The organism is Halopiger thermotolerans (assembly GCF_054654555.1).
Genome location: NZ_BAAIEU010000004.1, coordinates 71,244 through 97,473 on the forward strand (window position 1 = coordinate 71,244; position 26,230 = coordinate 97,473).

The window sequence follows — 26,230 nt, forward strand, 5'->3', positions numbered from 1 at the left end:
TTTCGACGGTTGCGATCGCCGCGAACGGTGGATACGTGCTTCCAGGTCGTGCGTTCCGGCGCGTCACCGTACGAGTAGTGACTGAGCTTCGAACGCTGCCCACTGCCTGGGCACCGCTCACCCGATAGCTCGAACTTCATTTAGCGGGTTGCCACCACGAGATAATATAACCTACACATAATTACTACTCGAACCTGATGTCGGACTTGACACGACTGTTTGAACAGGACGAAATCCAAACGCGATCAACGGATGGCACCCTTCCCGAATGGGCAGCGCGTCACTATCGAGAATTTCGCGACTCCATGTTTGCAGAATTCCACGGGGAGACGCCGTTCCCGTGCTATTTCGGCGTCGATTCTGAAGAAGAAGGGTGGCCACTGTACACGTTCTGTGACTCCATGACTGACGAGGAGTCGCTCTTCGCACTTTGCGACACGATTTTAGAGTATTTAAACATCTATCAGGACTACAGCGAACGGGCCTCGTTAGTGGTGTTCTTTAAACCTAGCGAGGAGCAGCTGACCGAAGAAGAGTACAACGAAATTTTTTGGGATATCCTCCAGTTCCTCCACGACAACGATTCCGAACCGTGGCCTGACGAGATCCCGACCGACCCGGATACACCGAAGTGGGAGTTTTGCTTCGGCGGGGAACCGATTTTTCCGACGTGCCGCGCTCCGTTTTACGAAAAGCGGAAGAGTCGGTTGAACCCCCACGGGTTAGAGATCACCGTTCAACCGCGCGCGATCTTCGAAGGAATCACGGCCGACACGGAGGCGGGTCAGCGGGCCCGTCGAATAATCCGCGAGCGCCTCGAAGAATACGACGACGTCCCCCCGCATCCCGATATCGGCAATTGGGGTGAAAAAGGCGATAGAGAGTGGAAACAATATATGTTACCGGAGCGTAACGACGAGAGCCATACCGACTGCCCGTTTGAGGTTCGAACTCCCCAGGTGACTTCCACAAATTCTCGATAACATACGCACCGATCCAATAATGTCTAAATACAAGAATATAGCGCTATTTCTCGTCCTTTCTATCATCTGGGGCGGATCGTACATCTCGATTAAGGCTGGCCTCGCGTACTTACCCCCGGCGACTTTCGCTGCTATCCGATACGATATCGCTAGTATCATCATGATCGGATACGTTGCGTTCAAATACGACTACTGGTACCCCAGAACGAAACCCGATTTCGTAGTGGTCGCTATCGGAAGTATCTTGATTATAGCGGCGTACAATTACCTCATCTTCATCGGCGAACAGAGCATCCCCGGAGCAGTAGCAGGAATCCTCGTGGGGCTCAATCCGATTTTTGCGACGATACTCTCGCGCGTTCTGTTACCCGACGAACGGCTCGATACTATCGGGGTCGTCGGACTGCTACTCGGGTTCGCTGGCGTCGCTCTCATCGCCCGTCCGACGCCGTCAACCCTCTTTTCGAGCGATATTATCGGAAAGACGTTCGTACTAGGAGCCGCAGCCTGCCTCGGCGGCGGTAGTGTTCTCACGCAACTCCCGGCTGATAAACAGCCGGTTCTGACGATGGAAGCGTGGTCAATGGGGTTCGGTGCAATGTTGCTCCATATTGCTGCCTTCATCCGTCCCGGAGACTCCCTCCGAATGGTCGACTGGACGTCCGGCGCCGTAGTCAATTTACTCTACCTGGCGGTCCTTTCGAGCGCGGTCGCGTATTTCATTTATTTCGATCTACTCGACCGCCTCGGACCGATAGAAATCAATCTCGTCGCGTACGCGGCCGCAGCATTCGGTGCGGTCATCGGATGGATCGTGCTTCAGGAACAGTTGGATATACTCACTCTCGTTGGATTAGGAACGATCTTCGGCGGATTCCTACTGGTGAAACGTCGCGAAGTCCGGGAGGAGCTACTCTACGCATCCTGGATACCGGTAAACGACCCGAACAAAAATTAACTCGAGAGGATCAGCAATACCGAAATGACCGAAATAACCCCGAAAGTTGACCGGATACGGGTGCACCCGATAAAGTAACTAGATCAGGTTGACATCACGCAGGCGAAGATCACGGCGAACGGATCGCTCACGTACGATCGAGAATACGCCCTCTTTGACGAAAACGATCGGTACGTGAACGGAAAGCGCGAACCGAAGATTCATCAAATCGAATCGGAGTTTGACCCCGCAACCAGTACGCTCACGGTATACGAGGTAACTAACGCGGAGCGATCCCGATACGATTTAACTAATCCAGCGGAGCGGACTGAGCTCGAAAACGTGTTGAGTGATTTCTTTGACTACTCGGTACGGATAAAACGTGACTCGGAAGGTGGATTCCCCGACGATACCGTTGCGTCCGGACCGACCGTCATCAGTCGATCAACGCTCGAAACGGTCTCGTCGTGGTTCGACGGAATCGATATCGACGAAATGCGCCGTAGACTGCGTCCGAATATCGAAATACGCGGCGTACCACCGTTTTGGGAGGATAAACTATATGCTGACAAATCACACGCCGTTCGATTCGCGATCGGCGGTGCGGAATTGTGCGGTTCGAATCCCTGCTCTCGATGTGTCGTTCCTACCAGAGATCCGGACACCGGCGAAGAGTACCCGGAATTCAAGAAAATATTCGTCCGACGAAGGAAGGAAACGCTACCGGAATGGGCCACCGAAGACTGGTTCGATCACTATTTCCGACTGATGGTTAATACGGCTGTTCCGCAGTCGGAGTGGAAGAAATCCATCGAGGTGGGGGACTCGGTTCGAATACTCGAGCGAACGGAAGGGAGCGTTCAATCGACCTGATCTCTTACGGCTCGATTTCGGACAGTTCGTTTGCTACCGAGCGGTATTCGCCGTACAACTCTTCCGCCCATTCACGGGTGGACGTAGCTTCGGATTCCAGCAGCGCTCGGATGCGTCCTTCGTCGTCGTACGCCGTAAGCGACACCTGATTATCGAAAAGGAAAATGCCGACGGGAATATCAGACTCGTAGGCGTAACAGTTGATGCCGTTTTGTCTCCACAACAGATTATGATCCGAGTCGATATAGTGACACGACTCACAGATCTCCTTCGATAAAATGAGTTCGTCGACTGCTTTTTCCGCTTTCGGAGTGTCGAAATACTGACCCAGGAACACCGTCGAAATCGTCGGGAGGATCGCCCGTACGCGAGTAGCATCATGTAAGGAGTCGACGAGGGCGTTCAACGGATTGTGTGGTTGGTGGGGTTCCGGCGTCGTAACCACGGCGCCCTCGAGCGTCTCAGCGGTAATTCCCGGTAGTTCGCCCGTCCATTCGAAGAACGGAGCGACGCTTTGTACCTGGCGAACTGAATCGACTGCAGCAGCGAACTTATCGAGGATCAGTCCGCCGACGAGCGTCGTTTCGTACCCCGCGTCAGTTCGCCGAACCCATCCCTTTTCTTCTAATTCGCTCACGTTCCGCTGAATCGTCGTTCGTGGAACGTCGAGTTGGTCCCTCAGATCTCTGATCTCCATCGGGTGCTCCCGGAGCGCCTTTAACACGTGGTACCGATGGATCGACCCGCTTAAAAACTCGATCGTCTCCCAACACTTCGGTGGCATTTAGTTATTTTACTAAACACCAGTACTAATTCCTGTTGGTGCCCGATCGGAGTAATCCGTAACTAGCCTCCGATAGCGTATCCATCGTTGTCCTCTCACGCTACGGATCGCACCGCTGACTCGCCGCCGCGACGACGTCGAGGCCCGGACTGTAGTAGTACGCGGGCTCGGACTCGGGCGGCGCGAACCCGTTCGCCGCGAGCAGCGTGTTCCGCTCGACGGTCGCGGTCGCCGGGTACAGCGTCCACGGCTCGTGGTCGACGTCGGTGTACCGAAGCGAGCCGTCCGGCGCCTCCGCGTAGAAGCGGTAGCGCTCGACGAGGAACTCGGCTAACGGGTCCTCGGGCGCCGCGAACGGCTCGCCCGTCGGCCGGTAGGTGGCCTCGTAGACGGCCGGCCGATCGCCGGGGTGTCGCCGTCGGCTCTCGAACCGCACGCCGTCGGCGGTCCGCTCGAGCGCGATTCGGGCGTAGTAGTACGGCAGATGGTGAAGGAAGCGCGCCCCGAGCACGCTCGCGATCCCGTCCGCGTCGAGGCTGAAGAAGTAGACCGCCGGCTCGCCGTCGCTGTCGTCGCGGGTGACGTACGTCCGGACGTTGATCTCCGGGAGCCGGACGCCGGCGCGCGCCGGCAGGCCGCGCGGGCGAACGGCGACGTTCGTAAACGGAATGACCGAGAGCCAGCCGCTTCCCTCGTGCGTGTCGACCGCCAACTCGTCCGGGAGGTGCGCCTCGAGCAGCTCGGCGTCGACCGGCCAGTTCTCGAACAGCAGGTGACGCCACCCCATCTCGAGCGGGAGGACCATACGAACCGGTTAGTACGCCGACGGGAAGCGTGTTTCCATCGCGGCACCAGCGAGTTTGACGCACTGCGCTCGAGGCCCCGAAACCGAACGGCGGCCCGCTTTCGCCTGCCGAGACGAGCACGCAATACTCTTGACAGGGGAGAACGTATCACCGCGCATGGCAGACAAACCGAGCTCCGGAGAGATCCTCGGAGTCCCGTACAACTTCGAACGGCCGAGCATCAGTCGCATGCTCTCGGCGCACTGGCAGCCCGGCGAAGGGATGCTCGTCGAGAAGCCGTTCGGCATCGGCTACACCCTGAACCTGGCCAACTGGCGGTCCTGGATCGTCGTCGCCGTCGCCGGCGCGCTCCTCTGGCAGGAACAGCAGGGCGCCGGCAGCGTCGACGAGGACCGCGAGGACGAGCCCGTCGAAGTCATCGTCGACGACGAGTAAGAGTAACGCGTCAGTCGACGGTAACCGGCACCGACGTTCCCTTCTCCGCGGACCGGTAGATCGCGTCGATCACGCGCTGGACGGTCAGCGCCTGCTCGATCGTGTTGAGCGCGGGTGGCTCGCCCGCGGCGACGGCCTCGAGGAACCGCTTGTCGCTGCCCTCCCAGCCGGTGTGGTCGAGCGCGCCCTCGGTGAGCGTCGCGTCCATGTTGTGGTCGGTCCCTTGCGTTCCGCTCCGGAAGATCGTCAGGTCCTCGCCGCCGAGCTCGAGTTCGGCGCCGGCCTCGGTGCCACGGACGACGAAGTCGTTCGTCTCGGCCTGGTTGGCGGCCCAGGTCACCTCGAGCGAGATCGTCCTGTCGCCGGCACAGCGGATCATCGCCGTCGCCGAGTCCTCGACGTCGAAGATCGCTTCGTCGGTCGCCTCGTACCAGTCGCCGGGGTCGACGTAGTCCTCGCGGTCGCCGAACTCGGTCCGCGTGACGGCGAAGACCTCCTCGACGGGCGGGTACTCCATCAGGTAGAGCGCGAAGTCGATGGCGTGGACGCCGATGTCGACGACGGCGCCGCCGCCGGAGAGCTCCGCGTTGGTGAACCACGAGCCGACGCCCGGAATGCCCCGCCGGCGGACGTAGTTCGCGTCGACGTGGGTGATATCGCCGAAGTACCCCTCGAGCTGGTAGTCTTTGAACACCGCGGCGGCGGTCGAGACGCGGTTGTGGAAGTTGACCATACAGAACCCCGGGGCGTCGACCGCGGCCGACGCGATTCGCTCGGCGCTCGCCAAGTCGTCCGCGAGGGGCTTCTCGCAGAGGACGTCGTAGCCGTGCTCCAGGGCGGCGACGACGGCCGGCTCGTGGAAGGCGTTTGGCGTCGAGACGGCGACGGCGTCGAGGGCCTCCGCCTCGTACATCGCTTCGAACTCCTCGTAGGTCGTCGCGTCGTACGCCCGCGCGAACTCCTCGCGCGTTTCGGCGACGACGTCCGCTCCTGCGACGACCTCGTGGCCGAACTCCTCGGCGTTGGTCGCGTGGGTCTGTCCCATGAATCCGAGTCCGACGACGCCGAGTCGGACGGGCGGTGACGTGCTCACCGGTGGGGATTTCTCGCGCGGCTCCGAAAACGTTCGCGTTGCGGCGCACCGCCGCCGCGGGCGACCGCCTGCGGTGGGCGCTCCGTCCGATCGACGGCTATATTCCCTCGGAGCACCCCGCCTCGCACAAGCCATGCTCGTTCGGTTCGTCACCGGCAACGAAGGCAAGGTCCGCGAGGCGCAGGAATACCTCGAGGGGATCACCGCCGTCAACCAGGTCGAGTACGACTACACCGAGGTCCAGAGCGACTCGCTTTCCGAGATCGCCGCCCGCGGCGCGCGCGAGGCCTACGAGGAACTGGGCGGCACGGAACCCGTCGTCGTCGACGACACCGGCCTCTTCGTCGACGCGCTCGAGGGGTTCCCCGGGCCGTACTCGGCCTACGTCGAGGACACCGTCGGCGTCGAGCGCCTCTGGAACCTCGTCAGCCAGGAGGAGAACCGCCGGGCGCAGTTCCGGACGGTCGTCGCCTTCGCGGACGGCGAACGGACGGAGACCTTCGAGGGGTCCGTGCGGGGGACGATCGTGGCCCCCCGCGGCGAGGGCGGGTTCGGCTACGATCCGATCTTCGAGTACGACGGGCGGACGTTCGCCGAAATGGGCGCCGAGGAGAAGAACGCGATCTCTCACCGCGGCCGCGCGCTCGAGGCGTTTTCGGAGTGGCTGGCGGAGTACCACTGACGCTGCGGCAGACCGCCGGCCGTCGGGCTCCCCGATTCAACGACGCGGATCCCGATCCGGCCCCGGATACTCGCCGCCTTCGACGGCTTCGTAGAGGCTCTCGGGATCGAACAGCTGCGCGAACGCGTCCGGCGGGCGGACGCTCACCGAGAGATGGGGCTGCATCGAGAGGCCGGCCGTCGCGGACCCGAGTCCCTCGTCGTAGGACAACAGGTGCGCCGCGCTCCCCCGGTAGGCGGACGCCAGCGCCGGGTGATCCTCGGGCGGGTGATCGACCGCGACCCGCTCGGCCTCGAGACGGGCCCGGTGGTCGGCCGCCAGGTCGGCGTCGGCCAGATCGGTCACGAGCCGCTCGGTCCGCTCGAGCAGGTGATCGCTCGCCACGAGGTCGATCCAGTCGTGGCGGCGGACGTGATCCAGCGCCGCGCGGGCGTCGCCGTCGACGAACAGGTCCGCCGCGAGCACGTCGGCGTCGGCGACGACGCGGGCGGGGTTCGGCCGGTCCGATTCGCGCTCGGCGGGCTCAGTCATCGTCGTCCTCCCGGTCTCGGGCTCGGTCGTCGCCCTTGAACGAGCCGTCGCCGTTCGTCTCGTCCGCGTCCTCGTTCGGCGGGTCGTCGCTCACCGCTCGCGCTCGGATCCGCTCGAGATCGACGTCGTAGCTCGCGGCGCGCTCGAAGAGGTCGCCCCAGCTCGTCGCTGTCATCGCCGGGTGTTGGAGCCGCGGGCAGAAAAGCGGCGTCTCTCGCCGCGGCGACGGCGATGGACTCCGCGCGGGCGACGCCTACGAGGAGAACGCGCTCAGGAGGTCGGCGGCGTGATCGTCGGGGCTGAAGTTCCCGAGGTAGGCGTCGATGGCGTTCTCCGCCTCGCCTCGTAGCTCCGGCCGGACTGCGGCCCCGTGGGCGATCGACGGCGGCTGTCCCTTGGCGTTTCGGAAGTCCTCGATCTGCTGCTGGAGGAACGGCGGGAACTGACTCTCGTCGACGTCGACTCGCGGCGGAATCGACCCCTTCAGGGGGTTGAACCGCTCCTGGGCGTCCGTCGAGCCGACGTAGCTGAGGAACGTCTTGGTGACCTCGGGCGTCGGGTTGTCCGCCGGGTAGGTAAAGGAGTCCATGTTGAGCGCGTACAATCCCTCGGTACCTGGGAACGGAACGTGGTTCCAGTCGTCCTCGTACTCGAACCCGTCGGCGTTCCGGTAGGCGCCGGCGGCCCAGTCGCCCTGGTGGATGAAGGCCGCGTCGCCGTTTATCACGCGCTCGTTGGCCGTCGTGAAGTCGATCGAGAAGTGGTCGTCCGGGAAGAACTCGCTGTAGTCGGCCAGCACCGCGAGGGAGTCCCGAACCGCCTGCTCGTCGTCGAACTCCCCGTTGATGAGCCGATCGTACGCCTCGGGCCCGGCCTGCGCGAGGAAGATCGTCTCCCAGAGCTGGAAGGTAGTGAACAGTTCGTTCGTCCCGTTCGCGAACGGCGTCGCGTCGGTGTTGTCCGCGACCGCCTGGAAGGCGTCGACGAGGTCCTCGGGTCCCTCGAGCGATTCGGGATCGACGCCCGCCTCCTCGACGACCGCGACGTTGTAGAACAGGTTGTTGATCCGGTGGATGTTCAGCGGCACCGCCACGTAGGTCCCGTCCGGCCGAGCGGCCGCCTGCGGGCCTTCGCGGTAGTTCTCTTTCATGTCGTCGTCCCAGACGTCGCCCTCGATGTCGCCTAAGTCCCCCGAGAACTGCAGGAGGTTGGCGCCGGGCCACTCCTGCCAGGTGCTCGGCGGATCGCCGTCCTGGAGGAGCGTCGTGACGACGCTCTCTAAGTTGTCGCGGGCACCGCCCTGGACGTCCTGCACGCCGAAGTCGACGTCGGGGTGGGCCTCCTGAAACCCTTCGACGAGCGCCCGGATGGCCGCCTGTCCGTCGCCTTCGGCCCAGCCGTGAAGCATTTTGAACTCCTGCTCCTCGGATAGCTGATCGAGACACCCGGCCGCACCGGCGAGTCCCGCCGCACCTGCCGCCTTCAGGAAGGACCGTCGTGGCCGCCCCCCGCTGTGTTTCCGTCCCATGGGTGAACAGTAACTATCACCTGCGTTATCATGCGGCCGTCTTAAGTGCTCTGGCAGCCCGGTTTCGGGCCGAACGGTGATCGGTATCGCGTTCGGTAATCGAAAACTACCGCTATGGCTGCGCTTCGGTTGCTCTGGGTTGCTATTGGTCTCCGATTTCAACCCTGCCCCGACCTCGAGCACGCCCCATTCCGTTCAGTCCTCGAGGCGCCGCTGGAGTTCCTGCACTTTTGACACTAACTCGATCGGCGGCGTCGTGTTCACGTCGATCGACTCGAGGTCCTCGAGGACGTCCTTGGCCTCCGGATCGACCGTCTCCTCGGTCGACGCGCCGGAGTCGTCGCCCGATTCGGGGCTTCCACCGTCCGCGCTCGCGGACCCCCGGAACTGCCCGCTCGAGAGGTCGAACACAGTCTGGACGGGCTCGCTGGAGCCGCCGCCCTTGGCTTCGATGGCCTTCTCCTCGCGCAGGCGCTCGAGGACCGTCCGCGCCCGGTCGACGACGGGGTCGGGAACGCCGGCCAAGTCGGCGACGTGGATGCCGTAGGAGCGGTCGGTGGGCCCGTCCCGCACCGTCCGGAGGAAGGTGACCTCGCCGTCGCTCTCGTCGGCCGCGACGTGGACGTTCGCGACGCGGGGGAGTTCCTCGGCCAGCCCGGTGAGTTCGTGGTAGTGGGTCGCAAAGAGCGTCTTGGCCTGGACCTCGTTGTGGAGGTACTCGGTGGCCGCCCAGGCGATCGAGATGCCGTCGTAGGTCGCCGTCCCGCGGCCGACTTCGTCCAGAATGACGAGCGACTCCTCGGTCGCGGTGTGGAGGATGTTCGAGAGCTCGCTCATCTCGACCATGAACGTCGAGCGGCCCTGCGCGAGTTCGTCCAGCGCGCCCACGCGGGTGAAGATCCCGTCGACGAGGCCGATCTCCGCTTCCTTGGCCGGGACGAAGCTCCCGATCTGCGCCAGCAGGACGATACAGGCGACCTGTCGCATATAGGTCGACTTCCCGGACATGTTGGGCCCCGTCACGACCAGGAAACCGCGATCCTCGTCCATCTCGACGTCGTTCGGCACGAACTCCGTGGTCTGCTCGACGACCGGGTGCCGGCCCTGATCGATCGCGAGGCGGTCGCCCCGGTGCAGATCCGGCTGCACCCAGCGGTTCTCGGCCGCGTGGGTCGCCAGACTCGCCAGCGCGTCGACGGTCGCCAGCGCCCGGCCCACGTCCTGCAAGAGTTCGGCCCGTTCGGCGACCTCCTCGCGCAGTTCCTCGAACAGTTCGTACTCTAAGTCGCCGCGTCGTTCCTCCAGCCGCAGGATCTCGCGTTCTTTCTCCTCGAGTTCCTCGGTGGTGAACCGCTTGGAGTTTTTGAGCGTCTTGATCTCCTCGTAGTGTTCGGGGACGCCGTCGGCTGCGGACTTGCCGACCTGGATGTAGTAGCCGTCGGTCTTGTTCCGGTCGACGGTCACGTGCGACAAGTTGTACTGGCGCTTCTCGCGCTCGGCGAGGGTATCGAGCCACTCCTGCACTTCCTCGTGGCGCTCGATCACCTCGTCGAGTTCCGGATCGTAGCCCCTCGTGAGGAGCCCGCCCTGAGTTACGGTCGACGGCGGGTCCTCGGCCAGCGCCTCCGCGAGCGTTTCCCGGAGGTCCGCGGCGGCCTCACGATCCGGCCGGTCGACGATCTCGGCGAGCGGCGAGTCGGCCAGATCCGGGTTCGACCGAATCGTCTCCGCGAGTTCCGGGAGGACGGCCAGCGTGTCTCGGACCGAGAGCAGGTCGCGAGCGTCGGCGCTGCCGTGGGTCGCCTTCGAGGCCAGCCGCGCTAGGTCGTAGGCCTCGCCGAGAACGTCCTGGATCTCGTCGCGGGCCAGCGCCGCTGTCGAGAGGGCGGCGACGCTCTCCTGGCGGCGCTCGAGCGTCTCGAGCGACCGCCGGGGCCGCTGGAGCCACTCCTTCAGGAGGCGGCCGCCGGCACTGGTCTCGGTGTGGTCGATCGTCCGGAACAGCGAGCCGTCGCGCTCGCCCTGCATGGTTTCGGTGAGCTCGAGGTTGCGCTGGGTGGTCGCGTCCAGCGTGACGTGGTCGTCGCCGTGGTGGGCCTGGATGCGGGTCATCGAGGCGAGCACCCCCGCGCCGGTCTCCTCGACGTAGGAGAGGACGGCCCCGGCGGCCGCGATGGCCGACTCGCCGACCGCCAGCCGCTCGACCGTTTCGGTACCGAACTGCTCGCGGACCGCGTGGTCGGCGCGCTTGGGGGCGAACGCCTCGGTCTCGTGGAGGGTCAGCGTCGCGTCGATGCGCTCACGAACCGTGTTCAGCAGGTCGTCGTCCGTCCGGGCGTTCGGTCCCGGCAGCACCTCGACGGGGTCGAACCGGTACAGTTCGGTCAACACGTCGTCGCCGTCGTCGGCTTCGGCGACGAGGAACCGGCCCGTCGTGACGTCCGCGAACGCGAGTCCATAGTCAGCGTCGCTCGCGGACGACCCCGATCCCGAGCCGTCGACGACCGCCGCGAGGTACTGCGCGTCGGCGTCGGTCGTCTCGAGCAGCGTGCCCGGCGTCACCACCCGCACGATCTCGCGGGCGTGGCCGGAGTCGGTCTCGTACTGGTCGGCGACGGCGACTCGGTAGCCACGCTCGACCAGGGCCTTGAGGTAGGGCGTCAGATCGTCGACCGGCACGCCGGCCATCGGATAGGAGGAGCCGTGAGAGGACTTCTGGGAGACCTTGAGATCGAGTTCGTCGGCGACGATCTCGGCGTCCTCGTCGAAGAACTCGTAGAAGTCGCCACACTGCATCGCCAGCAGATCCGCGTCGGTGTCTTCCTTGAGCGAGAGGAACTCCCCGACGATACCCGTCGCCTCTGTCATATACGCTCGAGGGTGTTCCGACGGGTAAAGTGCTACGGGTTCGGGTTCCGAACGGAGTCGCACCACCTGTTGGCGCTCGGTCCGTCTCGAGCGACCGGTCTCAGACGTCCGCGTTCTCCTGAACGTCCGCGAGCCGGTCGACTGCCTCTGTCACGGCCTGCACCTGCCGTTCGACGTCCTCGTTGACCGCGGCCAGCGATTCGACCTCGTCCGTGACCCGCTCGGCGTTCTCCATGACCTCGTCGGCCATGCCGGCGATCTCCTCGGTGCTCGCGGCCTGATCGTCCGTCGCGGTCGCGACCTCGTCGACGCCCGAGGCCGCCTCGCTGACGGCGGTCTCGATCTCTCCGAGGTTCTCGACCGTCTCCTCGACGAGGTCCACGCCGTCGTCGATCTCCGCGTTGGCTTCCTCGAGGCTCTCGACGGTCTCCTGGGTGTCCGCCTGGATCTGGTTGACCATCCGCTCGATGTTGGTCGCCTCCTCCTGGGACTCCTCGGCGAGGTTCTTGACTTCGTCCGCGACGACGGCGAACCCGTCGCCGGCCTCGCCGGCGGTCGCGGCCTCGATCGAGGCGTTCAGCGCGAGCAGGTTCGTCTGGTCGGCGATGTCGTTGATCACCTCGACGATCTCGTCGATCCGCTGGACGCCCTCGCGGAGCTGTTCGACGTCTTCGGTGACCTCGCCGGCCGCGTCCTGGACGCCCTCCATCTTGTCGATGGCCCGTTCGGCGGTCTCGGTCGTGTCGCCCGCGATCTCCTCCGCGCGCTCGGCGGTCGCGCTGACCTCCTCGGTGTTTGAGGCGATCTCCTCGACCGTCGCACTGAGATTCGACATCTCGCTGGCGATCTCGGCCGTCGACGACGACTGCTCGGTCGCGACGTCGTCGATCGCCCCCGTTCCCTCGCCGATCCGCTCCGTGAAGTCCTCGAGTTCCTCGACGGCGTCCTCGAGGTCCGCGCGGACCGACTCCCGCCGCTGGGTCATCGAGGCGAGTTGCTCCATGAAGTCGTCGACCTTCGAACCGATGACGAACTGCTGGTCCAGCACCGCCAGCCGGAGCGTCGAGAGGGTCCGCTCGACGGTTTCGTCGACGGCGGCCTCGACGGCCGCCGCGGTGTCCGTCTCCGCGTCCCCCGCATCGTCCTCGGCGGCCGTCTCCGCGTCCGGCGCGTACTCCGCCGCCACCTCGTCGCCGATCTCCTCGAGTAGCCGTTCGTAGTACACCATGTACGAGCCGACGTACTCGTTGAGCCCCGGCTCGACGAACAGGTCCGCGGGCGCGAACTCGGCCCGGCGCTCGAAGAAGGCGGGCCCGTAGTCGCCGTCGCCGAACGCCTCGAGGTACTGGCGGTGTTCCCGCTTGAACTCGGCCCCGCTGAGATCGGACTCGGCGAGCGCGTTGTCCAGCTTCCGCCGGGAGCGAACGTTCTCGTAGTACTCCTCGGCGAGGTCGTCGCTGACCCGCTCGAAGAGGTGTGCCTGTTCCTCGAGGCGGCGCTCGTCCTCGGGGCCGAAGCCGACGAACTCCTTCACTCGGTCGACGCTCGCCCGGTCGAACGACGTGCGCTGCGGCGCGCCGGCGTCGCCCCTCGCCTGCCCGTGCTGTGACATGGTCCAGAGAGGGCGCCTCGGTGCCATAAGTATTCTTGCCGGAGAATTATCCGATATCGGAACTCCGGTTCGATATCCCGCCGTTCGGTACCGTACGGCGAGAAAAACGTTCCGACTCGTTCGACTTCCCGAGACGTGTCGATAAATGATCAGTACTTGCCACCCCGAACGCGATCCAGGCGGTTCGCGATCTATCGACCCGAGTATGTCACGACCGGCCCGATCGGCTCGGACGTCGCCGCTCTCGAGGCAGCGGGACGACTCGAGCATCGGAGTCGGGAGTCGGCGATCGGTAACGCGGCGGCGGGCGACGCCGGCGAACCGCCGACCCGTCGCGGTTAGAACAACACCCCGCCCAGCGGCACGTCCTGCTCTGGTTCCACGAGGACCGGGAACTCGTCCTCGTCCGGGACGCCGACCGTCAGCGCCTCGGATTTGAAGCCGGCGATCCGGACCGAGCCGAGGTTCGTCGCGCACAGCACCTGCCGCCCCTCGAGTTCCTCGGGGTCGTAGTGGTGGTCCAGTTGCGCGGCGGACTGCACCTCGCCGTGCTCGCCGAGGTCGATCCGCAGCTTGGTCATCTTCGGCTTGTTCGCCTCCTCGAACGATTCCGCCTCGAGCACCTCGCCGACGCGGATTTCGACGTCGAACGGACTGTCGACCATGGCAGGTCGTGGCGTGGACGTACTCCCGAATAAGGGATGGGGTTTCGGAGCGGCATGGAAATCGTCCCGGCGCCGGATTCGAACGCCGCGCTACCGGAGTTGCAGTTCGTCGGCCAGCAGCGCCAGACTGTCGGCCTCGGGATCGGCTGCGTCGGGAACCACGAGCATGACCTCCTCGATGCCGGCGTCGGCGTACTCGGCCAGCGACTCGCGCACGTCGGCCGGCGTCCCGGTCGACGCCGTCTCGAGGTAGCCAGCGAGGAAGAACTCCCGCGGTTCCTCGGGCTCGCCCGGGAGGAACTCGGTGCGGAACTGCTCGCGCTTCTTCTCGGCCTCGTCGGTCGTCTCGCCGACGAACGCGAACAGTTCGGCGGATTTCGTGATCTCGTCGTACCGCCGGTCGTCGGCGCAGTGCTCGCGCAGGACCTCGAGTTTCCCTTCGAATCCTTCGGGCTCGAGCGTGCCGTAGTTCCAGCCGTCGGCCAGTTCGGCGGCGTAGGGGAGGGTGACGTCCTCGCCCCCGCCGCCGATCCAGATCGGCGGGTGCGGGTCTTGGACGGGCTGGGGTTCGCAGAACGCGCGCTCGAGGTCGACCTCGAGGTACTCGCCCTCGTGGCTGTAGGTGTCGTTCGTCCACAGCCCCTGCAGAATCTCAACGGTCTCGCCGAGCCGGTGGATGCGCTCGGCCGGCGGCTCGCGGAACTCGTAGCCGAAGCGGTCGTACTCGTCGGCGTACCAGCCCGCACCCAGGCCGAGCTCGAGTCGGCCGTCGCTGATCCGGTCGACCGTCGCGGCCATCTTCGCCAGCAGTGCGGGGTGGCGGTAGGTCTGGCAGGTGACCAGCGTCCCGAGGCGCATCTCGTCGGTCGCCTCGGCGACGGCGCTGAGGGTCGTCCAGCACTCGTGGGTCCCCCGCCGCCGGTCGCCGATCCACGCCTGGAAGTGGTCCTCGAGCCACGCCGCGTCGTAGCCGAGCCGTTCGGCCTCGAGGGCGGTCCCGCGGACCGTCGCGACGTCGGTACCGTACTGGGGGAGCACGAGGCCGACGTCCAACTCGAGGGCGCTCGCGCTCATCGCCCGTCACCCGCCGAAACTGCGGCGTGCAGCGCCAGCGTGCGCTCGATGAGCGCCTTCAGGTCCTCGGCGACGACCGTCACCGTCGCCTCCTTGCCGACGGCGCCGCGGTCGATCGCGGCGGCCGGCGGCTCGTCGCGGTCCTCGAACGCCTGCTGTGCGCCCCACTGCATCGTCTCTCCCTCGACGGCCGCGGTCTCCGTCGGCTCGTCCGACCGATCGTACTCGGCCACGTCCCACTCGAGGTCCTCGAGCGCGGCCTCGACGTCCTCGTCGAACCGGCAGTTGACGGCGAACCGGAGGTTAGGGAAGAACTCGCGGGCCGAAAGCAGGAACCGGGCGACGTGGCTCGAGGCGCCGAACCGCACCCCGCGGTTCGGCCGGACGCCCGACAGCGTCCGGGTCATCCGGCCCTCGACGGCCGCCGTCTCGTCGACGGCCTCGGCGTAGGGCGTCGCGCCGACGACGTTCATCCCCACCTCGGGGACCAGCGCGGAGACGTCGGCGTCGACGAACTCCTCGACGATCGCCTCGACTTCCTCGGCGGTGGCCTCGCGCGCGGCCTCGTTGCGCAGCGGCGCCATGTGATTGACCGCGCCGTGGCCCTCGCCGACGTCGTAGTAGTACCGCACCGCTCGCGCGAGGAAGTCCGTCGCGCCGCCGACGGCGTCCGAGAGCGGCTGCCCGTTTGCGAGCCTGGAGGCGATTGCGGCCGCCAGCGCGCAGCCGGAGCCGTGGGTCGCGTCCGTGCCGATCCGCGGGTGCTCGAAGGCCCGCACTTCGTCGGCGGTGACGAGCACGTCCCGAACTCGCTCGCCGGGGACGTGCCCGCCCTTTACGAGGACGGCGTCGACGCCGGTCTCGAGGATCTCCCGGCCGGCCTCGCGGGCGGTCTCCTCGTCGACGACCTCGATCCCGGTCAGCACCTCGGCCTCGTCGGCGTTTGGCGTCGCGACGGTCGCTTCCGAGAGGAGGTCCTCGTAGGCGCGCTCGGCCTCGGGCTCGAGCAGTCGATCGCCGGAGGTCGCGACCATGACGGGGTCGACGACCAGCGGGAACTCGAACTCGCTCGCCTTCTCGGCGACGAGTTCGACGATTTCGGTCGTCGCGAGCATGCCAGTCTTCGCCGCGGCGACGTCGAAGTCGCCGGTGACGGCCTCGAACTGGGCCTCGACCTCCGCGGTCGGCAGGACGAACGAACTCTCGACGCCGCGGGTGTGCTGGGCGGTGACGGCCGTGATCGCCGACGTGCCGAAGACGCCGTGGGCGGCCATCGTCGCGAGGTCGGCCTGGATCCCGGCACCGCCGCCGGAGTCGCTGCCCGCGATCGTCAGCGCGACGGGACGCGTATCGGGTGCTGGCGTTCTCATATCCGGTAGTATTTCTCGGTTATACAAATCGATGGTGGTGTACTGGGCGGACGCTCGTCGGACGCTCGACTCGAGCGGTGCGACCACGCCAACGCCTATCAGTCTTCGCTACTCGCTCGCAAGGTCGGCGTAGACGCCCCAGGAGTCGTCGCCGGCCGGGCGCTCGATCCGCTCGCCCGCCGCGTCGACCACGCCGGTTCCCGACTCGACGCGCCCGATCTCGGCGACGACGGTGTCCCGTTCCTCGAGCGCCCGCCGCACGTCGTCGACGCCGTCCGGATCGACCGCGACGAGCAAGGAGCCGCAACTGGTCGTCGCCCAGGGATCGATCTCGAGGGCCGCACAGACCTCGCGGACGCCGGGGCGCATCGGGACGGCCTCGCGATCGACGACGAACCGGGCGTCCGCACCGTCGGCCATCTCGTTCAACGCGCCGGCGAGGCCGCCCTCCGTCACGTCGTGCATCGCCCGCACGGGGCCCGCGGCGGCCACCGTGAGGGCGTCCCGGACGCAGTGGACCTCTGCGAGGCGTTCCTGTGCGTCGGCGAGCGCGTCGTCGGAGACGTCGATCGCATCGGGAAAGAGGGTACTTAGCAGGCCGACCGCCTCGACGGCGGGACCGGTCGTCAGCAGGAGCCGGTCGCCAACGCGTGCGCCGTCGGGGCGGACGATCTCGTCGAACTCGCCGACGCCCATCGCCGTCGCTGCGCCGATCCAGGGATACGAGGGATCGGAGTAGCGCGCGGTGTGGCCGGTGACCACCGAGACGCCGAGATCCGCACACTCCTCGTGGATCGTCTCCCAGACCGTCGCGAACTCGTCGTCGGTCATCGCCTCGGGGAGGGTGAAACAGATCGAGAGGTGCGACGGCGCCACGCCGCTGACGGCCACGTCCGCGAGGATCAGATCGAGGGCGAACCGCGCCGCCCGCTCGAGGCCCAGCGGCGGGAGGATCGAGATGGGATCGGTCGCGGTGACCAGGGCTTGGCCGCCGATCTCGAGGACGCCGAAGTCGACGCCGTGTTGGGGACCGAGCGCGACGTCGTCGCGATCCGCGCCGAGGTTGGACGCGACGTACCGTTCGAAGAACGTCCGATCGATTTTGCCGAGGTCGCTCACGCTCGGCCCGTCGCAGGGAGCGGTCTTAGCGGTGGTGATCCGTCGCCTCGAGACGTCGGAACAGATGACGCCGCCGCGGTCGGCACCGCGGTACGTTTAATTCGCCGCCGCACCAACGGTCGGATATGGTCTCTCGTCGCTGGCTGTACTTCGGCGGGTTCGTCGCGTCCGCGGTACTGCTGGTCGGCGTCGGCGCGTTCGCCGTGCTGGATGCGCTGTCGGTACTCACCGGCAGCGTCCCCTACGGCGAGGAGTTCGTCCTGCTGGCGATGATCGGCGAAGCCGCCGAGTGGATCGCGGCCGCGGTCGTGCTCGGACTGCTCGCGGTCCTGTTTCTCGCGGCGACCGTCGTCTCCGTCCTGCGCAGCGCCTCGCTCCCCCGGAGCGACCGGCTCGTCGCGCTCGTCGAACGCCTCGAGCGCGAGTACCCCGTCCTGCGGCAGTTCGACGTCGCGGAGAAGGTCGAACCGACGACGGCGGAACGGCGCGAGCAACTGACGGAGCGGTACGTCGACGGCGAGATCAGCGAAGCGGAGTTCGAGCGGGAGATGGAGCGGCTGATGGACGACGATCCCTCGGCCGAGACCTCGCCATCGGACGCCACGACGGTCGAAATCGAGGATCGGTCGTAGCGGCGTCGGTTCGTTCGCTATTCGGCGGACCGTGCACTGTCTCGAATCGTCCCCCGACGCCGTAACCGGTCGTGGTATCATTTTTCGCTCGAGAAACTTCGAACGGTTACGCAAAACGATCAAAAAGATCGCTCACGAAGCGGAGGTAGATGGCATACTCGTTCCGGGCGGTGGGCCGATCCGACCTCGAGTTTTCCCTGGGGGAACTGACGGGCGCGCTAGGGGATTCGATTACGGTGCTCCCGCTGCTGGTGGCGCTGGCCGCGACGACGAGCGTCTCGCTGCCCCACGTGCTGGTCGGCTTCGGGGTCTTCCAGATCGTCTGGGGGATCTACTACGGGATGCCGCTGTCCGTCGAGCCGATGAAGGCGCTGGTCGGGCTGGCCATCGTCGGCTCCCTCTCCTATCCCGAACTCGCCGCGGCCGGCCTCCTCGCGGGCGGCGTGCTACTGACGGTCGGCCAACTCGGCCTCGTCGGACGGGTTCAGCGGGTCGTCGGCGAGCCGGTCATCCGCGGCGTCCAGTTCGCCGTCGCCCTCCTGTTGCTCGAGTCGGCACTCGACCTCTCGCTCGGGAGCCCGGTCGTCGCGGGGGCCGGTCTCGCGGTCGTCGGCCTGCTCGCGATCGCGGGCTACCGCCAGTCCAGCGTGCTGGTCGTCCTCGCGCTCGGCGCCGCCGCGGCGGTCGCCGCGGCCGGCGTGCCGATGCCTCAAGCGCCCGAACTCGCCCTCTTTCCCGCGGGAACGCCCAGCGTCACGGCCGCGGCGCTTGAGGGGACCGTCGCCCAACTGGGGATGACCGTCGGGAACGCGGCGATCGCGACCGCCCTGCTCTGTGGCGACCTCTACGATCGGGACGTCTCGGCCGACGACCTCTCGACGAGCATGGGCGTGACCTGCCTCGCGGCGATCCCGCTGGGCGGTGTGCCGATGTGTCACGGCAGCGGCGGCCTCGCGGGCAAGTACGCCTTCGGCGCGCGGACCGGCGGGGCGAACGTCCTGCTCGGGATCGGCTACGTCGCGCTCGCGCTGGTCGCGACCGGCGCGCTGCTCGCCGCCTTCCCGACGGCACTGCTCGGGGTTCTGTTGGCCGTCGTCGCGCTCGAACTCGGCCGCGCGGCGTTCGAGCCCGTCGACTGGGACGACCTGTGGGCGCTCGCTTTGGTCGTCGGCGTCGGCGCGGTCGGCCTCGCAGTCAACGTCGGCGTCGCATTTGTCCTCGGTGCCGTCGCGTTCTGGCTGGTTTCCCGGGCGTCGTAGCTCGACGGTGCTCGAGCCCGGCTCGGACGGCTCCGTCCGAGTTTCGAGACGCTCTCCGAACCCGGACTGTCCCGGAGTGAATACGTTTTTGCGACCGCCGAGAGATGATCCGATATGGATCTCCAGCAGGACCTCGCGGGAATCACCTGTCCGGTCGCGACGCCGTTCGACGACGCGAACGAAATCGACGACGACGCCTTCACCGACCTCCTCGACCACCTCGTTTCGGGCGGCATCGACGCCGTCTTCCCGAACGGGACGACCGGCGAGTTCGCCAGCCTCTCGCCCGACGAACGGCGCCGCGTCCTCGAGCTCACGGTCGACCAGATCGACGGCGACGTGCCGGTCGTCGCCGGCGCGGGCGCGACCAGCGTCGCCGAGACGCTCGAGTACGTCGACGAGGCGGCGGAACTGGGCGCCGACGCCGCGGTCGTCGTCCCGCCGTACTTCCACGCGGCGAACGCGCCGGCCGGCAACGAGCGGTTCTTCGAGGCCGTCGCGGACGAGGCGTCGCTGCCGCTGCTGTTGTACAACATCCCGGCCTGCACCGGCGGCGAGATCGCCGTCGAAACCGTCGCGGCGGTCGCCGAGCACGAGAACGTGATCGGCCTGAAGGACTCGAGCGGCGACCTCGAGTACTTCCTCGCGGCGATGCGGGCGACGCCCGACGACTTCCTGCTGCTGCAGGGGTACGACGCCCTCCTGCTGCCGTCGCTGCGGATGGGCGCCGACGGCGGGGTGAACGCCCTGTCGAACGCCGTTCCGGAGGCCTACAGCGAACTGTACGAGACCGCCGAGAGCGAGCGCGGCGCGACGCTGCAGGACGCGATCGCGGACCTGTTCGAGGCCTGCGGAACCTACGGGTTCGCCCCGGCGACGAAGGCGGCCCTCGAGGATCGCGACGTAATCCCCAGCGACGCCGTCCGCCCGCCGCTGGTGACGGTGCCCGAGGACGGCCGCGAAGCGATCGAAGACGCGGTCGAGGGCGTGCTCGAGGCATGAGCGACGACGCTCGATCCGCGGACGCGGCGGACGTGGACGAGGCGGCGACGACCATCCGCCGCCTCGACGAGGACACCGTCGCCCGCATCGCCGCCGGCGAGGTCGTCGAACGACCCGCCAGCGCCGTCAAGGAACTCGTCGAGAACAGCCTCGACGCCGACGCGGACCGCGTCGACGTCACCGTCGAGGAGGGCGGCACCGAACTGATCCGGGTCGCCGACGACGGCCGCGGGATGAGCGAGGCGGACCTGCGCGCGGCCGTCCGCGAGCATACGACCAGCAAGATCGACGGCCTCGAGGACCTCGAGTCGGGCGTCCGAACCCTGGGATTCCGCGGCGAGGCCTTGCACACCATCGGCTCGGTCTCGCGGATGACGATCTGCTCGCGCCCGCGGGGCGCCGACGGCGCGGGGACGGAACTGGTCTACGAGGGCGGCGAGGTGACATCGGTCGAGCCCGTCGGCTGCCCCGAGGGGACCACCGTCGAGGTCGAGGACCTGTTCTACAACACGCCCGCCCGCCGGAAGTTCCTCAAGACGACGGCCACGGAGTTCGCCCACGTCAACCGCGTCGTCACCCGCTACGCGCTGGCGAACCCGGACGTCGCGGTCTCGCTGACCCACGACGACCGCGAGGTCTTCGCCACGACGGGGCAGGGCGACCTACAGGCCGCCGTCCTCTCGGTGTACGGTCGCGAGGTCGCGTCCTCGATGATCCGCGTCGAGGCCGACGAAGACGAACTGCCGCCGGGACCGGTCGACGCGGTCTCGGGACTTGTCTCCCACCCCGAAACCAACCGCTCGAGCCGCGAGTACCTCGCGACCTACGTCAACGGCCGCGCGGTCACCGCCGACGCGATCCGGGAGGGGATCATGGGCGCCTACGGCACGCAACTGGGCGGCGACCGCTACCCCTTCGTCGTCCTCTTTCTCGAGGTGCCCGGCGACGCCGTCGACGTGAACGTCCACCCGCGCAAGCGGGAGGTGCGGTTCGACGACGACGACGCGGTCCGCCGGCAGATCGACGCCGCGGTGGAGTCGGCGCTGCTCGAGCACGGCCTGCTCCGCTCGCGGGCGCCGCGGGGCCGGTCGGCGCCCGGCGAGGCGCGGATCAAACCGAGCGGCGGAGGCGATGGGCGGAGTCCCACGAGCAGTTCGGGAACGCAGCGATCGCTCGAGGGCGGCAGTTCGGCCGCGACCGACACCGGCTCCGACGGCGCCGCGAGCAGCGACTCGACGGGCACTGCCGAGTCGGGTGCCGAGCGCTCGAGCGTGTCCGAATCGGCGGGTGATGCGACGACGGTTTCGGACTCGCTCTCAGCGCCCGACAGCGGCGCGGAACCGGCGAGCGAGGAAGCGTCGCTCGCTGCGCGTTCGGACGGCTCGTCGCCGAGCGAGCGGTCGAACCGACCGGAGCGTACCGGCATCGAGGCCGGCGCGGCGTCGACGCCGACGTCTGATTCCGCGGACGAGTCGCCGTCGACGGAATCCGCGTCGAGTAGCCGCTCAAGTTCGCCCGAGTCGGACCGGAAGACGGGGTCGGGCGACGGTGCGGCCGCGACCGTCGACCGCACCGATCCTGACCGTTCGGACCGCAATTCGGGCCGCAAGTTCGACGGCCCGACCGAACAGCAAACGCTGACGGGGGAGGCCGCGACCGGCGACGGGACCGACTTCGACTCGCTGCCGCCGCTGCGGGTGCTCGGCCAGTTCGACGACACCTACCTCGTCTGCGAGACCCCCGACGGGCTCGCGCTGGTCGACCAGCACGCCGCCGACGAGCGGGTTAACTACGAACACCTGCGGGACGCCTTCGCCGACGACCCCGCCGCGCAGGCGCTGGCCTCACCCGTCGAACTCGAGTTGACTGCTGCCGAGGCCGAGGCCTTCGAGGGATACGAGGACGCCCTCGAGCGACTGGGCTTCTACGCCGACCGCGTCGACGACCGGACGATCGCCGTGACGACCGTGCCGGCGGTGCTCGAGGAGACCCTGGAACCCGAAAATCTGCGGGACGTTCTCACCTCCTTCATCGAGGGCGACCGCGAGGCTGGCGCGGAGACGGTCGACGCGCTGGCCGACGAGTTCCTCGGGGATCTGGCCTGCTACCCATCGCTGACGGGGAACACGTCGCTGACGGAGGGGTCGGTGGTCGACCTGCTCTCGAAGTTAGACGACTGCGAGAACCCCTACGCCTGTCCGCACGGCCGGCCGGTGATCGTCCGGATCGACGAGGACGAAATCGAGGAGCGGTTCGAGCGCGACTATCCGGGCCATCAGGGCTGAGTCTGCAGTCGGTTACTCGTCGTTCTCCGCTTGGCTTTCGCCGTCGCCCTCGAGATCGATCGTCTCGATCAACTCCGCGATCGTGTCGCGGTCGCGCTCCGGAGCGACGGCGTCCTCCGGGACGTCCACGGCGCCGTCCTCGAGCGGGAGGATGCCGCCGGCGACGCCGAAGTTCGCCTCGGTCGGCCAGACGGCGACGTTGGCTTCGGCGGCGATGCGGTCGTCCCCCTCGAGCGGATAGCTCACGTCGAGGACGTACCACTTGCCCGCTTCGCCGTTCGGCGCCTCGAACTCGAGGGTGTCGCGGGTGTCCTCAACGACCAGCCCCTCGTCCTCGACCGTATCGACGAACTGGTTTTTCGCCTTGGGCGCGGCCTTCTCGAAGACGGCCGACGGCGAGACGCCGATCGTCGACAGCGACGGCGAAACTGAGAGGTCGACGACGAACAGCGATCGCAGCGGGATCGCGCTCGCGGCGCGGTCGGCCAGCGCGGTCGGCTCGAGGGGTTCGTACAGCGTCGTTTCGGCGGTGATCGACGCGACCATCACGCTCGACTCGCCGGTTTTGGTTCCGGCGGGTCGCCACGCGTCGGCCAGCGACGACGGCAGATCAGCGGTCATCGCCGTCGGGTACGCGGGCGGTCCTTTTCGGTGTGTTGCTCTCCGGCGCCGGCTGCGAACGGAACCGGGCGGGAGCGGTTACTCCGCCCGCAGCCCGTCGAAGTAGATCGCCCGCCGCTCGTCGGCCGCCGGCGTCGTCACCAGCGAGACGCCGACGGTGAGGACGAGCCCGAGCGCCATGCCGACGAGGCCGGCCGTCCAGCCCAGGTACGTGCCGCGGAACACCATCGTGACGACGGCGATCAGCCCGGGCGAGAGGGCGCCGACGACCGGCACGACCGCGAGGGACTCGAGCGCGCCGACGATCGCCCCGACGAACAGGTTGCCGAGGTAGAACGCCTGGCTGCCGAGGATGCCGGCGGTGATGCCGGTGCGGGTCGTCCCCGGCCAGTAGAGCGCGACGATAACGGGCAAGGCGAGCTGTGCGAAGCCGCCGAAGGCCGCGTCGCCGATGTCAAAGAGCGGCGCGGGGCTGAGCAGGCTCGCGACGAACGCGCCGCTCGCGAAGACGACGACGCCGGCGCGGGCCAGCAGGTCCTCGCGACGGTCCGAAATCGTTCGGTCGACGAACGGCCGGTAGAGGTCCCGCGTGAAGTACGACGAGCCCGACAGCAGCATCGAGTCCGAGGAGGACATCATCGCGGCCATCGCGCCGGCGATGACGAGCGCGGCGAACCAGACCGGCGTATACTCGGAAAGCACCGCGGGGAGGACGTTGCCGTCCTCCGGCACCGAGATGCCGAGCCCGCGAGCCCACGCGCCGAGCATGAACGAGGGGACAAAGAGGAGGACACAGAGGATCGGCCACAGCGTAAACGATCGCTTGAGTACCGTGCGCGAGCCCGCGGCGAAGAACCGCTGGTTCACCTGCGGGAACATCGCGACGCCGAAGCCGATCGTGATCGCCGTCGAGAGCATCCACCGGGGCGTGTAGTAGTCGCTGCCTAAGGAGAGGAAATGCGCGGCGTCGTCGCTCGAGGCAAGTGCCGCCGTCGCCGCGCCGGGACCGCCGACTTCGGCCAGCACCCATAGCAGGGCGACCCAGGTCGTCACCAGCATAAAGGCGCCCTGCAGGGTGTCCGTCCAGGCGATCCCGCGCATCCCCGCGACGACGACGTAGAGGATCATGAACGCGGTGATCAGCCCCGCGCCGGCCGCGTAGGGGACCGCGCCGTCGGTCAGCGCCTCGAGCGCCGTCCCGGCGCCGACCTGCTGGAGCATGACGTACGGAAAGAGCCACAGCAGGCTGACGCCGGCGACGAGGCCCCGCAGGCGTTTCGAGGCGAAGCGATCGCCCAGCATCTCGCCGAGGGTGACGTAGCCTCGCTGGCGGCCTAGCAGCCACTGCTTGTAGCCGACGACGTACCAGAGGATCGCGAAGATGATCCCGTCCATCAGGCCCATCACGAGGATCCACTCGGGGCCCCGCGCGTAGGCGACGTTCGGGCCGGCGAAGAAGGTGAACGCCGACAGCAGGGTCGCGAACGTCGTAAAGAGGAGCACGACGGTGCCCAGCGTCCGGCTCGCGAGGTAGAAGTCCTCGGCCGTGCGGTCGGTCAGCCGGTAGGCGACCAGCCCGACGGCCAGCGCCAGCAGGAGGTAGCCGACGATGATGCCGAGCTGCAGCGGCAGCGTGGCCGTCACGGCGCATCACCGCCGGACGGCGGGCGAGCGTCATCGCGGGTCGCTTGCGGGCTACTCGAGGCGTCCGACCGCGACCGCGGCTCGATTCCCAGCCCCCACGCCCGCTGGGAAAAGTACCAGAAGATCAGCGACGCGAGCCCCATCCAGCCGACGTGCCACCAGAGCCACACCGGGAGGCCGGCGACGGTCGCGTCGTTTCCCCAGAGGAACCACGGGATCGCGAGCGCACAGAGGCCAACTGCGACCGCGAGCCAGCCGATGAGTTCGAGTCCACGCATATCGGCGCTCGGTATTCGACGTGGGTAATTGTTTCGTTCGACACCCAATATTGAAGACGTTCGTTCTTCAAGCGCGCGGATAGTCGACCGTCGATCCTCCGTTGCAGTCGGCGACGGCATCCCGGCGCCGGCCGGCGGTTCCGGTAGCTAAAAGATCCCTTTCAGGTAGGAAAAGGAGTATAAGTGTCGGAGAGAGAATGCTATCCGACCCTGATATGGCCCGTCTGTTCCCCTTCCGCTCGGAGACGTCGACAGAGGAGGGCCACCCCCGAATCGTCGAACTCGAGGGGGAGGACGCCGACGCGGTGTTCAGCGCGCTCTCGTCGACGACCGCTCGCCGGATCTACGCGCAACTTGACGAGGAGCCGGGGACGCCCAGCGACGTCGCCGACGCCGTCGACTCCTCGATTCAGAACGTTCGCTACCACCTCGAGAAGCTGGAAGACGCCGGCCTTGTCGAGGTCGTCGACACCTGGTACTCCTCGCGGGGCAACGAGATGAGCGTCTACGCGGCGACGGACGGGCCGCTGATCGTCACGAGCGACGAGTCGACGGCCTCGAAGCTCAAAGCGGCGCTGTCGCGGCTGCTCGGCGGGATCGGCGCGCTCGCCGGCGGCAGCCTGCTCGTCCAGTACGGGCTGACGCGGCGGTTCGGAGCGGCCGGCGATGCTGGGGGCACCGGTGGCGCCGGTGGCGCGTCGCCGTCGGAGACCGAGCAGAGCGCCGACGGCGAGACGCGGGACGGCGGCAACGGCGCGGACGAATCGACCGTGGACGCCGACGGGTCGGACGGCGCCGACGGTATGTCGATCGCCGAGGAATCGCCCGACGGCGGGTCCGGCGGCGCCGAAAACGCCGCCGGGACGAGCGGCGACTCGGCGCCCGACGTCAACGAAACGTACGACGCCGCGCCGGACGGCGGCAACGAGGCCCTCGAGAACGCGGCCGACGGCGGGGCCGAGGCGGCGGACGCCGTCCTGCAAACGGTGCCGCCGGGTTTGCTCTTTTTCCTCGGCGGACTCGCGGTGTTGCTCGCGGTTACCATCTACTGGTACTGGTATCGCCCCGCGTACTAGTCGGACGGTTCGCATGTCAACAGCTATTTGCCCGTCACGACCCACATTCGTACCAAACGGTCTCTGCACGCCT

The 26,230-nt window shown here is 67.1% G+C and carries 25 protein-coding genes; 10 read left to right on the forward strand and 15 right to left on the reverse strand.

Annotation, left to right across the window (positions count from 1 at the left end):
* The first annotated feature begins 197 nt into the window (after positions 1-197).
* The 3 genes from ACYQ26_RS08000 to ACYQ26_RS08010 all read left to right on the forward strand — a co-directional run bounded on the left by ACYQ26_RS08000 (position 198) and on the right by ACYQ26_RS08010 (position 2,793).
* Entirely contained in the window at positions 198-983 is a 786-nt protein-coding gene (locus tag ACYQ26_RS08000; protein ID WP_459808361.1) for a YqcI/YcgG family protein, read from the forward strand.
* Positions 984-1,002: 19 nt separating this feature from the next.
* Positions 1,003-1,941: a DMT family transporter gene (locus ACYQ26_RS08005; RefSeq protein WP_459808363.1), complete on the forward strand. Its 939-nt coding sequence runs from the start codon at positions 1,003-1,005 to the stop codon at positions 1,939-1,941.
* A gap of 93 nt (positions 1,942-2,034) precedes the next feature.
* Positions 2,035-2,793, forward strand: coding sequence for an MOSC domain-containing protein (locus tag ACYQ26_RS08010; protein ID WP_459810725.1), 759 nt, complete (start codon positions 2,035-2,037; stop codon positions 2,791-2,793).
* Between the two features lie 4 nt (positions 2,794-2,797).
* Here the strand turns inward: ACYQ26_RS08010 and ACYQ26_RS08015 are convergent, their stop codons facing one another.
* A complete protein-coding gene (locus ACYQ26_RS08015; RefSeq protein ID WP_459808364.1) occupies positions 2,798-3,577 on the reverse strand; it encodes a helix-turn-helix transcriptional regulator in 780 nt (259 codons plus the stop codon).
* 100 nt (positions 3,578-3,677) lie between these two features.
* Entirely contained in the window at positions 3,678-4,382 is a 705-nt protein-coding gene (locus ACYQ26_RS08020) for a YqjF family protein (protein WP_459808365.1), read from the reverse strand.
* A 157-nt stretch (positions 4,383-4,539) separates the two neighbouring features.
* On the opposite strand from ACYQ26_RS08020, the gene ACYQ26_RS08025 reads away from it, so the two are divergent.
* Complete coding sequence (locus ACYQ26_RS08025) at positions 4,540-4,818, forward strand: DUF5808 domain-containing protein (RefSeq protein WP_459808366.1); 279 nt, start codon at positions 4,540-4,542, stop codon at positions 4,816-4,818.
* 10 nt (positions 4,819-4,828) lie between these two features.
* On the opposite strand, the gene ACYQ26_RS08030 is transcribed toward ACYQ26_RS08025, so the two are convergent.
* Positions 4,829-5,911 (reverse strand): Gfo/Idh/MocA family protein, encoded by a 1,083-nt coding sequence (locus tag ACYQ26_RS08030; protein ID WP_459808367.1) that lies wholly within the window; start codon positions 5,909-5,911, stop codon positions 4,829-4,831.
* Positions 5,912-6,044: 133 nt separating this feature from the next.
* Here ACYQ26_RS08030 and ACYQ26_RS08035 point away from each other — a divergent pair, with 133 nt between their 5' ends.
* A complete protein-coding gene (locus tag ACYQ26_RS08035; RefSeq protein ID WP_459808368.1) occupies positions 6,045-6,593 on the forward strand; it encodes an XTP/dITP diphosphatase in 549 nt (182 codons plus the stop codon).
* Positions 6,594-6,629: 36 nt separating this feature from the next.
* Here the strand turns inward: ACYQ26_RS08035 and ACYQ26_RS08040 are convergent, their stop codons facing one another.
* The 9 genes from ACYQ26_RS08040 to ACYQ26_RS08080 form a co-directional block, all read right to left on the reverse strand.
* On the reverse strand, positions 6,630-7,124 hold the full coding sequence (locus tag ACYQ26_RS08040; RefSeq protein ID WP_459808369.1) for a DUF7384 family protein: 495 nt from the start codon (positions 7,122-7,124) through the stop codon (positions 6,630-6,632).
* Positions 7,117-7,299 carry a hypothetical protein gene (locus ACYQ26_RS08045; RefSeq protein ID WP_459808370.1) on the reverse strand — a complete coding sequence of 61 codons (183 nt, stop codon included), beginning with the start codon at positions 7,297-7,299 and terminating at the stop codon, positions 7,117-7,119. The genes ACYQ26_RS08040 and ACYQ26_RS08045 overlap by 8 nt, the downstream gene beginning before the upstream one ends.
* Positions 7,300-7,377: 78 nt before the next feature.
* On the reverse strand, positions 7,378-8,652 hold the full coding sequence (locus ACYQ26_RS08050) for an ABC transporter substrate-binding protein (protein WP_459808371.1): 1,275 nt from the start codon (positions 8,650-8,652) through the stop codon (positions 7,378-7,380).
* 195 nt (positions 8,653-8,847) lie between these two features.
* Positions 8,848-11,520, reverse strand: a complete 2,673-nt coding sequence (gene mutS, locus ACYQ26_RS08055; RefSeq protein ID WP_459808372.1) for a DNA mismatch repair protein MutS — start codon at positions 11,518-11,520, stop codon at positions 8,848-8,850.
* A 100-nt stretch (positions 11,521-11,620) separates the two neighbouring features.
* Complete coding sequence (locus ACYQ26_RS08060; protein WP_459808373.1) at positions 11,621-13,132, reverse strand: globin-coupled sensor protein; 1,512 nt, start codon at positions 13,130-13,132, stop codon at positions 11,621-11,623.
* A 338-nt stretch (positions 13,133-13,470) separates the two neighbouring features.
* On the reverse strand, positions 13,471-13,797 hold the full coding sequence (locus ACYQ26_RS08065; protein ID WP_459808374.1) for a tRNA-binding protein: 327 nt from the start codon (positions 13,795-13,797) through the stop codon (positions 13,471-13,473).
* A gap of 90 nt (positions 13,798-13,887) precedes the next feature.
* The gene (locus tag ACYQ26_RS08070; protein ID WP_459808375.1) at positions 13,888-14,871 is read right to left on the reverse strand and encodes an LLM class flavin-dependent oxidoreductase; all 984 of its coding nucleotides are present in this window, start codon (positions 14,869-14,871) and stop codon (positions 13,888-13,890) included.
* A complete protein-coding gene (gene thiD, locus ACYQ26_RS08075) occupies positions 14,868-16,241 on the reverse strand; it encodes a bifunctional hydroxymethylpyrimidine kinase/phosphomethylpyrimidine kinase (protein ID WP_459808376.1) in 1,374 nt (457 codons plus the stop codon). Before thiD ends, ACYQ26_RS08070 begins: the two co-directional genes overlap by 4 nt.
* A 108-nt stretch (positions 16,242-16,349) precedes the next feature.
* Positions 16,350-17,360 carry an AIR synthase family protein gene (locus ACYQ26_RS08080; RefSeq protein WP_459808377.1) on the reverse strand — a complete coding sequence of 337 codons (1,011 nt, stop codon included), beginning with the start codon at positions 17,358-17,360 and terminating at the stop codon, positions 16,350-16,352.
* Between the two features lie 125 nt (positions 17,361-17,485).
* Here ACYQ26_RS08080 and ACYQ26_RS08085 point away from each other — a divergent pair, with 125 nt between their 5' ends.
* The 4 genes from ACYQ26_RS08085 (at position 17,486) to mutL (ending at position 22,538) form a co-directional block, all read left to right on the forward strand.
* Positions 17,486-17,992: an SHOCT domain-containing protein gene (locus ACYQ26_RS08085; RefSeq protein WP_459808378.1), complete on the forward strand. Its 507-nt coding sequence runs from the start codon at positions 17,486-17,488 to the stop codon at positions 17,990-17,992.
* 149 nt (positions 17,993-18,141) lie between these two features.
* Positions 18,142-19,251: a putative sulfate/molybdate transporter gene (locus ACYQ26_RS08090; protein ID WP_459808379.1), complete on the forward strand. Its 1,110-nt coding sequence runs from the start codon at positions 18,142-18,144 to the stop codon at positions 19,249-19,251.
* Between the two features lie 114 nt (positions 19,252-19,365).
* The gene (locus ACYQ26_RS08095; protein ID WP_459808380.1) at positions 19,366-20,253 is read left to right on the forward strand and encodes a dihydrodipicolinate synthase family protein; all 888 of its coding nucleotides are present in this window, start codon (positions 19,366-19,368) and stop codon (positions 20,251-20,253) included.
* Positions 20,250-22,538, forward strand: a complete 2,289-nt coding sequence (gene mutL / locus ACYQ26_RS08100) for a DNA mismatch repair endonuclease MutL (protein WP_459808381.1) — start codon at positions 20,250-20,252, stop codon at positions 22,536-22,538. Before ACYQ26_RS08095 ends, mutL begins: the two co-directional genes overlap by 4 nt.
* Positions 22,539-22,550: 12 nt before the next feature.
* Here mutL and ACYQ26_RS08105 read toward each other — a convergent pair whose 3' ends face one another.
* From ACYQ26_RS08105 to ACYQ26_RS08115, 3 genes are all read right to left on the reverse strand, one after another.
* On the reverse strand, positions 22,551-23,159 hold the full coding sequence (locus ACYQ26_RS08105; RefSeq protein ID WP_459808382.1) for a DUF6517 family protein: 609 nt from the start codon (positions 23,157-23,159) through the stop codon (positions 22,551-22,553).
* 78 nt (positions 23,160-23,237) lie between these two features.
* Positions 23,238-24,803, reverse strand: a complete 1,566-nt coding sequence (locus ACYQ26_RS08110) for a sodium:solute symporter family protein (RefSeq protein WP_459808383.1) — start codon at positions 24,801-24,803, stop codon at positions 23,238-23,240.
* Complete coding sequence (locus ACYQ26_RS08115) at positions 24,800-25,081, reverse strand: DUF3311 domain-containing protein (RefSeq protein ID WP_459808384.1); 282 nt, start codon at positions 25,079-25,081, stop codon at positions 24,800-24,802. Before ACYQ26_RS08115 ends, ACYQ26_RS08110 begins: the two co-directional genes overlap by 4 nt.
* 215 nt (positions 25,082-25,296) lie before the next feature.
* On the opposite strand from ACYQ26_RS08115, the gene ACYQ26_RS08120 reads away from it, so the two are divergent.
* Complete coding sequence (locus ACYQ26_RS08120; protein WP_459810726.1) at positions 25,297-26,157, forward strand: ArsR/SmtB family transcription factor; 861 nt, start codon at positions 25,297-25,299, stop codon at positions 26,155-26,157.
* Positions 26,158-26,230 lie beyond the last annotated feature (73 nt).

What these genes read in the sequence shown, in the direction of transcription:
- ACYQ26_RS08015 (WP_459808364.1), bottom strand. Translation starts at nt 3,577, where the DNA reads ATGCCACCGAAGTGTTGGGAGACGATCGAGTTTTTAAGCGGGTCGATC.
- ACYQ26_RS08060 (WP_459808373.1), bottom strand. Translation starts at nt 13,132, where the DNA reads ATGTCACAGCACGGGCAGGCGAGGGGCGACGCCGGCGCGCCGCAGCGC.
- ACYQ26_RS08020 (WP_459808365.1), bottom strand. Translation starts at nt 4,382, where the DNA reads ATGGTCCTCCCGCTCGAGATGGGGTGGCGTCACCTGCTGTTCGAGAAC.
- thiD (WP_459808376.1), bottom strand. Translation starts at nt 16,241, where the DNA reads ATGAGAACGCCAGCACCCGATACGCGTCCCGTCGCGCTGACGATCGCG.
- ACYQ26_RS08095 (WP_459808380.1), top strand. Translation starts at nt 19,366, where the DNA reads ATGGATCTCCAGCAGGACCTCGCGGGAATCACCTGTCCGGTCGCGACG.
- ACYQ26_RS08115 (WP_459808384.1), bottom strand. Translation starts at nt 25,081, where the DNA reads ATGCGTGGACTCGAACTCATCGGCTGGCTCGCGGTCGCAGTTGGCCTC.
- ACYQ26_RS08035 (WP_459808368.1), top strand. Translation starts at nt 6,045, where the DNA reads ATGCTCGTTCGGTTCGTCACCGGCAACGAAGGCAAGGTCCGCGAGGCG.
- mutS (WP_459808372.1), bottom strand. Translation starts at nt 11,520, where the DNA reads ATGACAGAGGCGACGGGTATCGTCGGGGAGTTCCTCTCGCTCAAGGAA.
- ACYQ26_RS08065 (WP_459808374.1), bottom strand. Translation starts at nt 13,797, where the DNA reads ATGGTCGACAGTCCGTTCGACGTCGAAATCCGCGTCGGCGAGGTGCTC.
- ACYQ26_RS08005 (WP_459808363.1), top strand. Translation starts at nt 1,003, where the DNA reads ATGTCTAAATACAAGAATATAGCGCTATTTCTCGTCCTTTCTATCATC.
- ACYQ26_RS08045 (WP_459808370.1), bottom strand. Translation starts at nt 7,299, where the DNA reads ATGACAGCGACGAGCTGGGGCGACCTCTTCGAGCGCGCCGCGAGCTAC.
- ACYQ26_RS08085 (WP_459808378.1), top strand. Translation starts at nt 17,486, where the DNA reads ATGGTCTCTCGTCGCTGGCTGTACTTCGGCGGGTTCGTCGCGTCCGCG.
- ACYQ26_RS08040 (WP_459808369.1), bottom strand. Translation starts at nt 7,124, where the DNA reads ATGACTGAGCCCGCCGAGCGCGAATCGGACCGGCCGAACCCCGCCCGC.
- ACYQ26_RS08090 (WP_459808379.1), top strand. Translation starts at nt 18,142, where the DNA reads ATGGCATACTCGTTCCGGGCGGTGGGCCGATCCGACCTCGAGTTTTCC.
- mutL (WP_459808381.1), top strand. Translation starts at nt 20,250, where the DNA reads ATGAGCGACGACGCTCGATCCGCGGACGCGGCGGACGTGGACGAGGCG.
- ACYQ26_RS08025 (WP_459808366.1), top strand. Translation starts at nt 4,540, where the DNA reads ATGGCAGACAAACCGAGCTCCGGAGAGATCCTCGGAGTCCCGTACAAC.
- ACYQ26_RS08105 (WP_459808382.1), bottom strand. Translation starts at nt 23,159, where the DNA reads ATGACCGCTGATCTGCCGTCGTCGCTGGCCGACGCGTGGCGACCCGCC.
- ACYQ26_RS08050 (WP_459808371.1), bottom strand. Translation starts at nt 8,652, where the DNA reads ATGGGACGGAAACACAGCGGGGGGCGGCCACGACGGTCCTTCCTGAAG.
- ACYQ26_RS08000 (WP_459808361.1), top strand. Translation starts at nt 198, where the DNA reads ATGTCGGACTTGACACGACTGTTTGAACAGGACGAAATCCAAACGCGA.
- ACYQ26_RS08070 (WP_459808375.1), bottom strand. Translation starts at nt 14,871, where the DNA reads ATGAGCGCGAGCGCCCTCGAGTTGGACGTCGGCCTCGTGCTCCCCCAG.
- ACYQ26_RS08120 (WP_459810726.1), top strand. Translation starts at nt 25,297, where the DNA reads ATGGCCCGTCTGTTCCCCTTCCGCTCGGAGACGTCGACAGAGGAGGGC.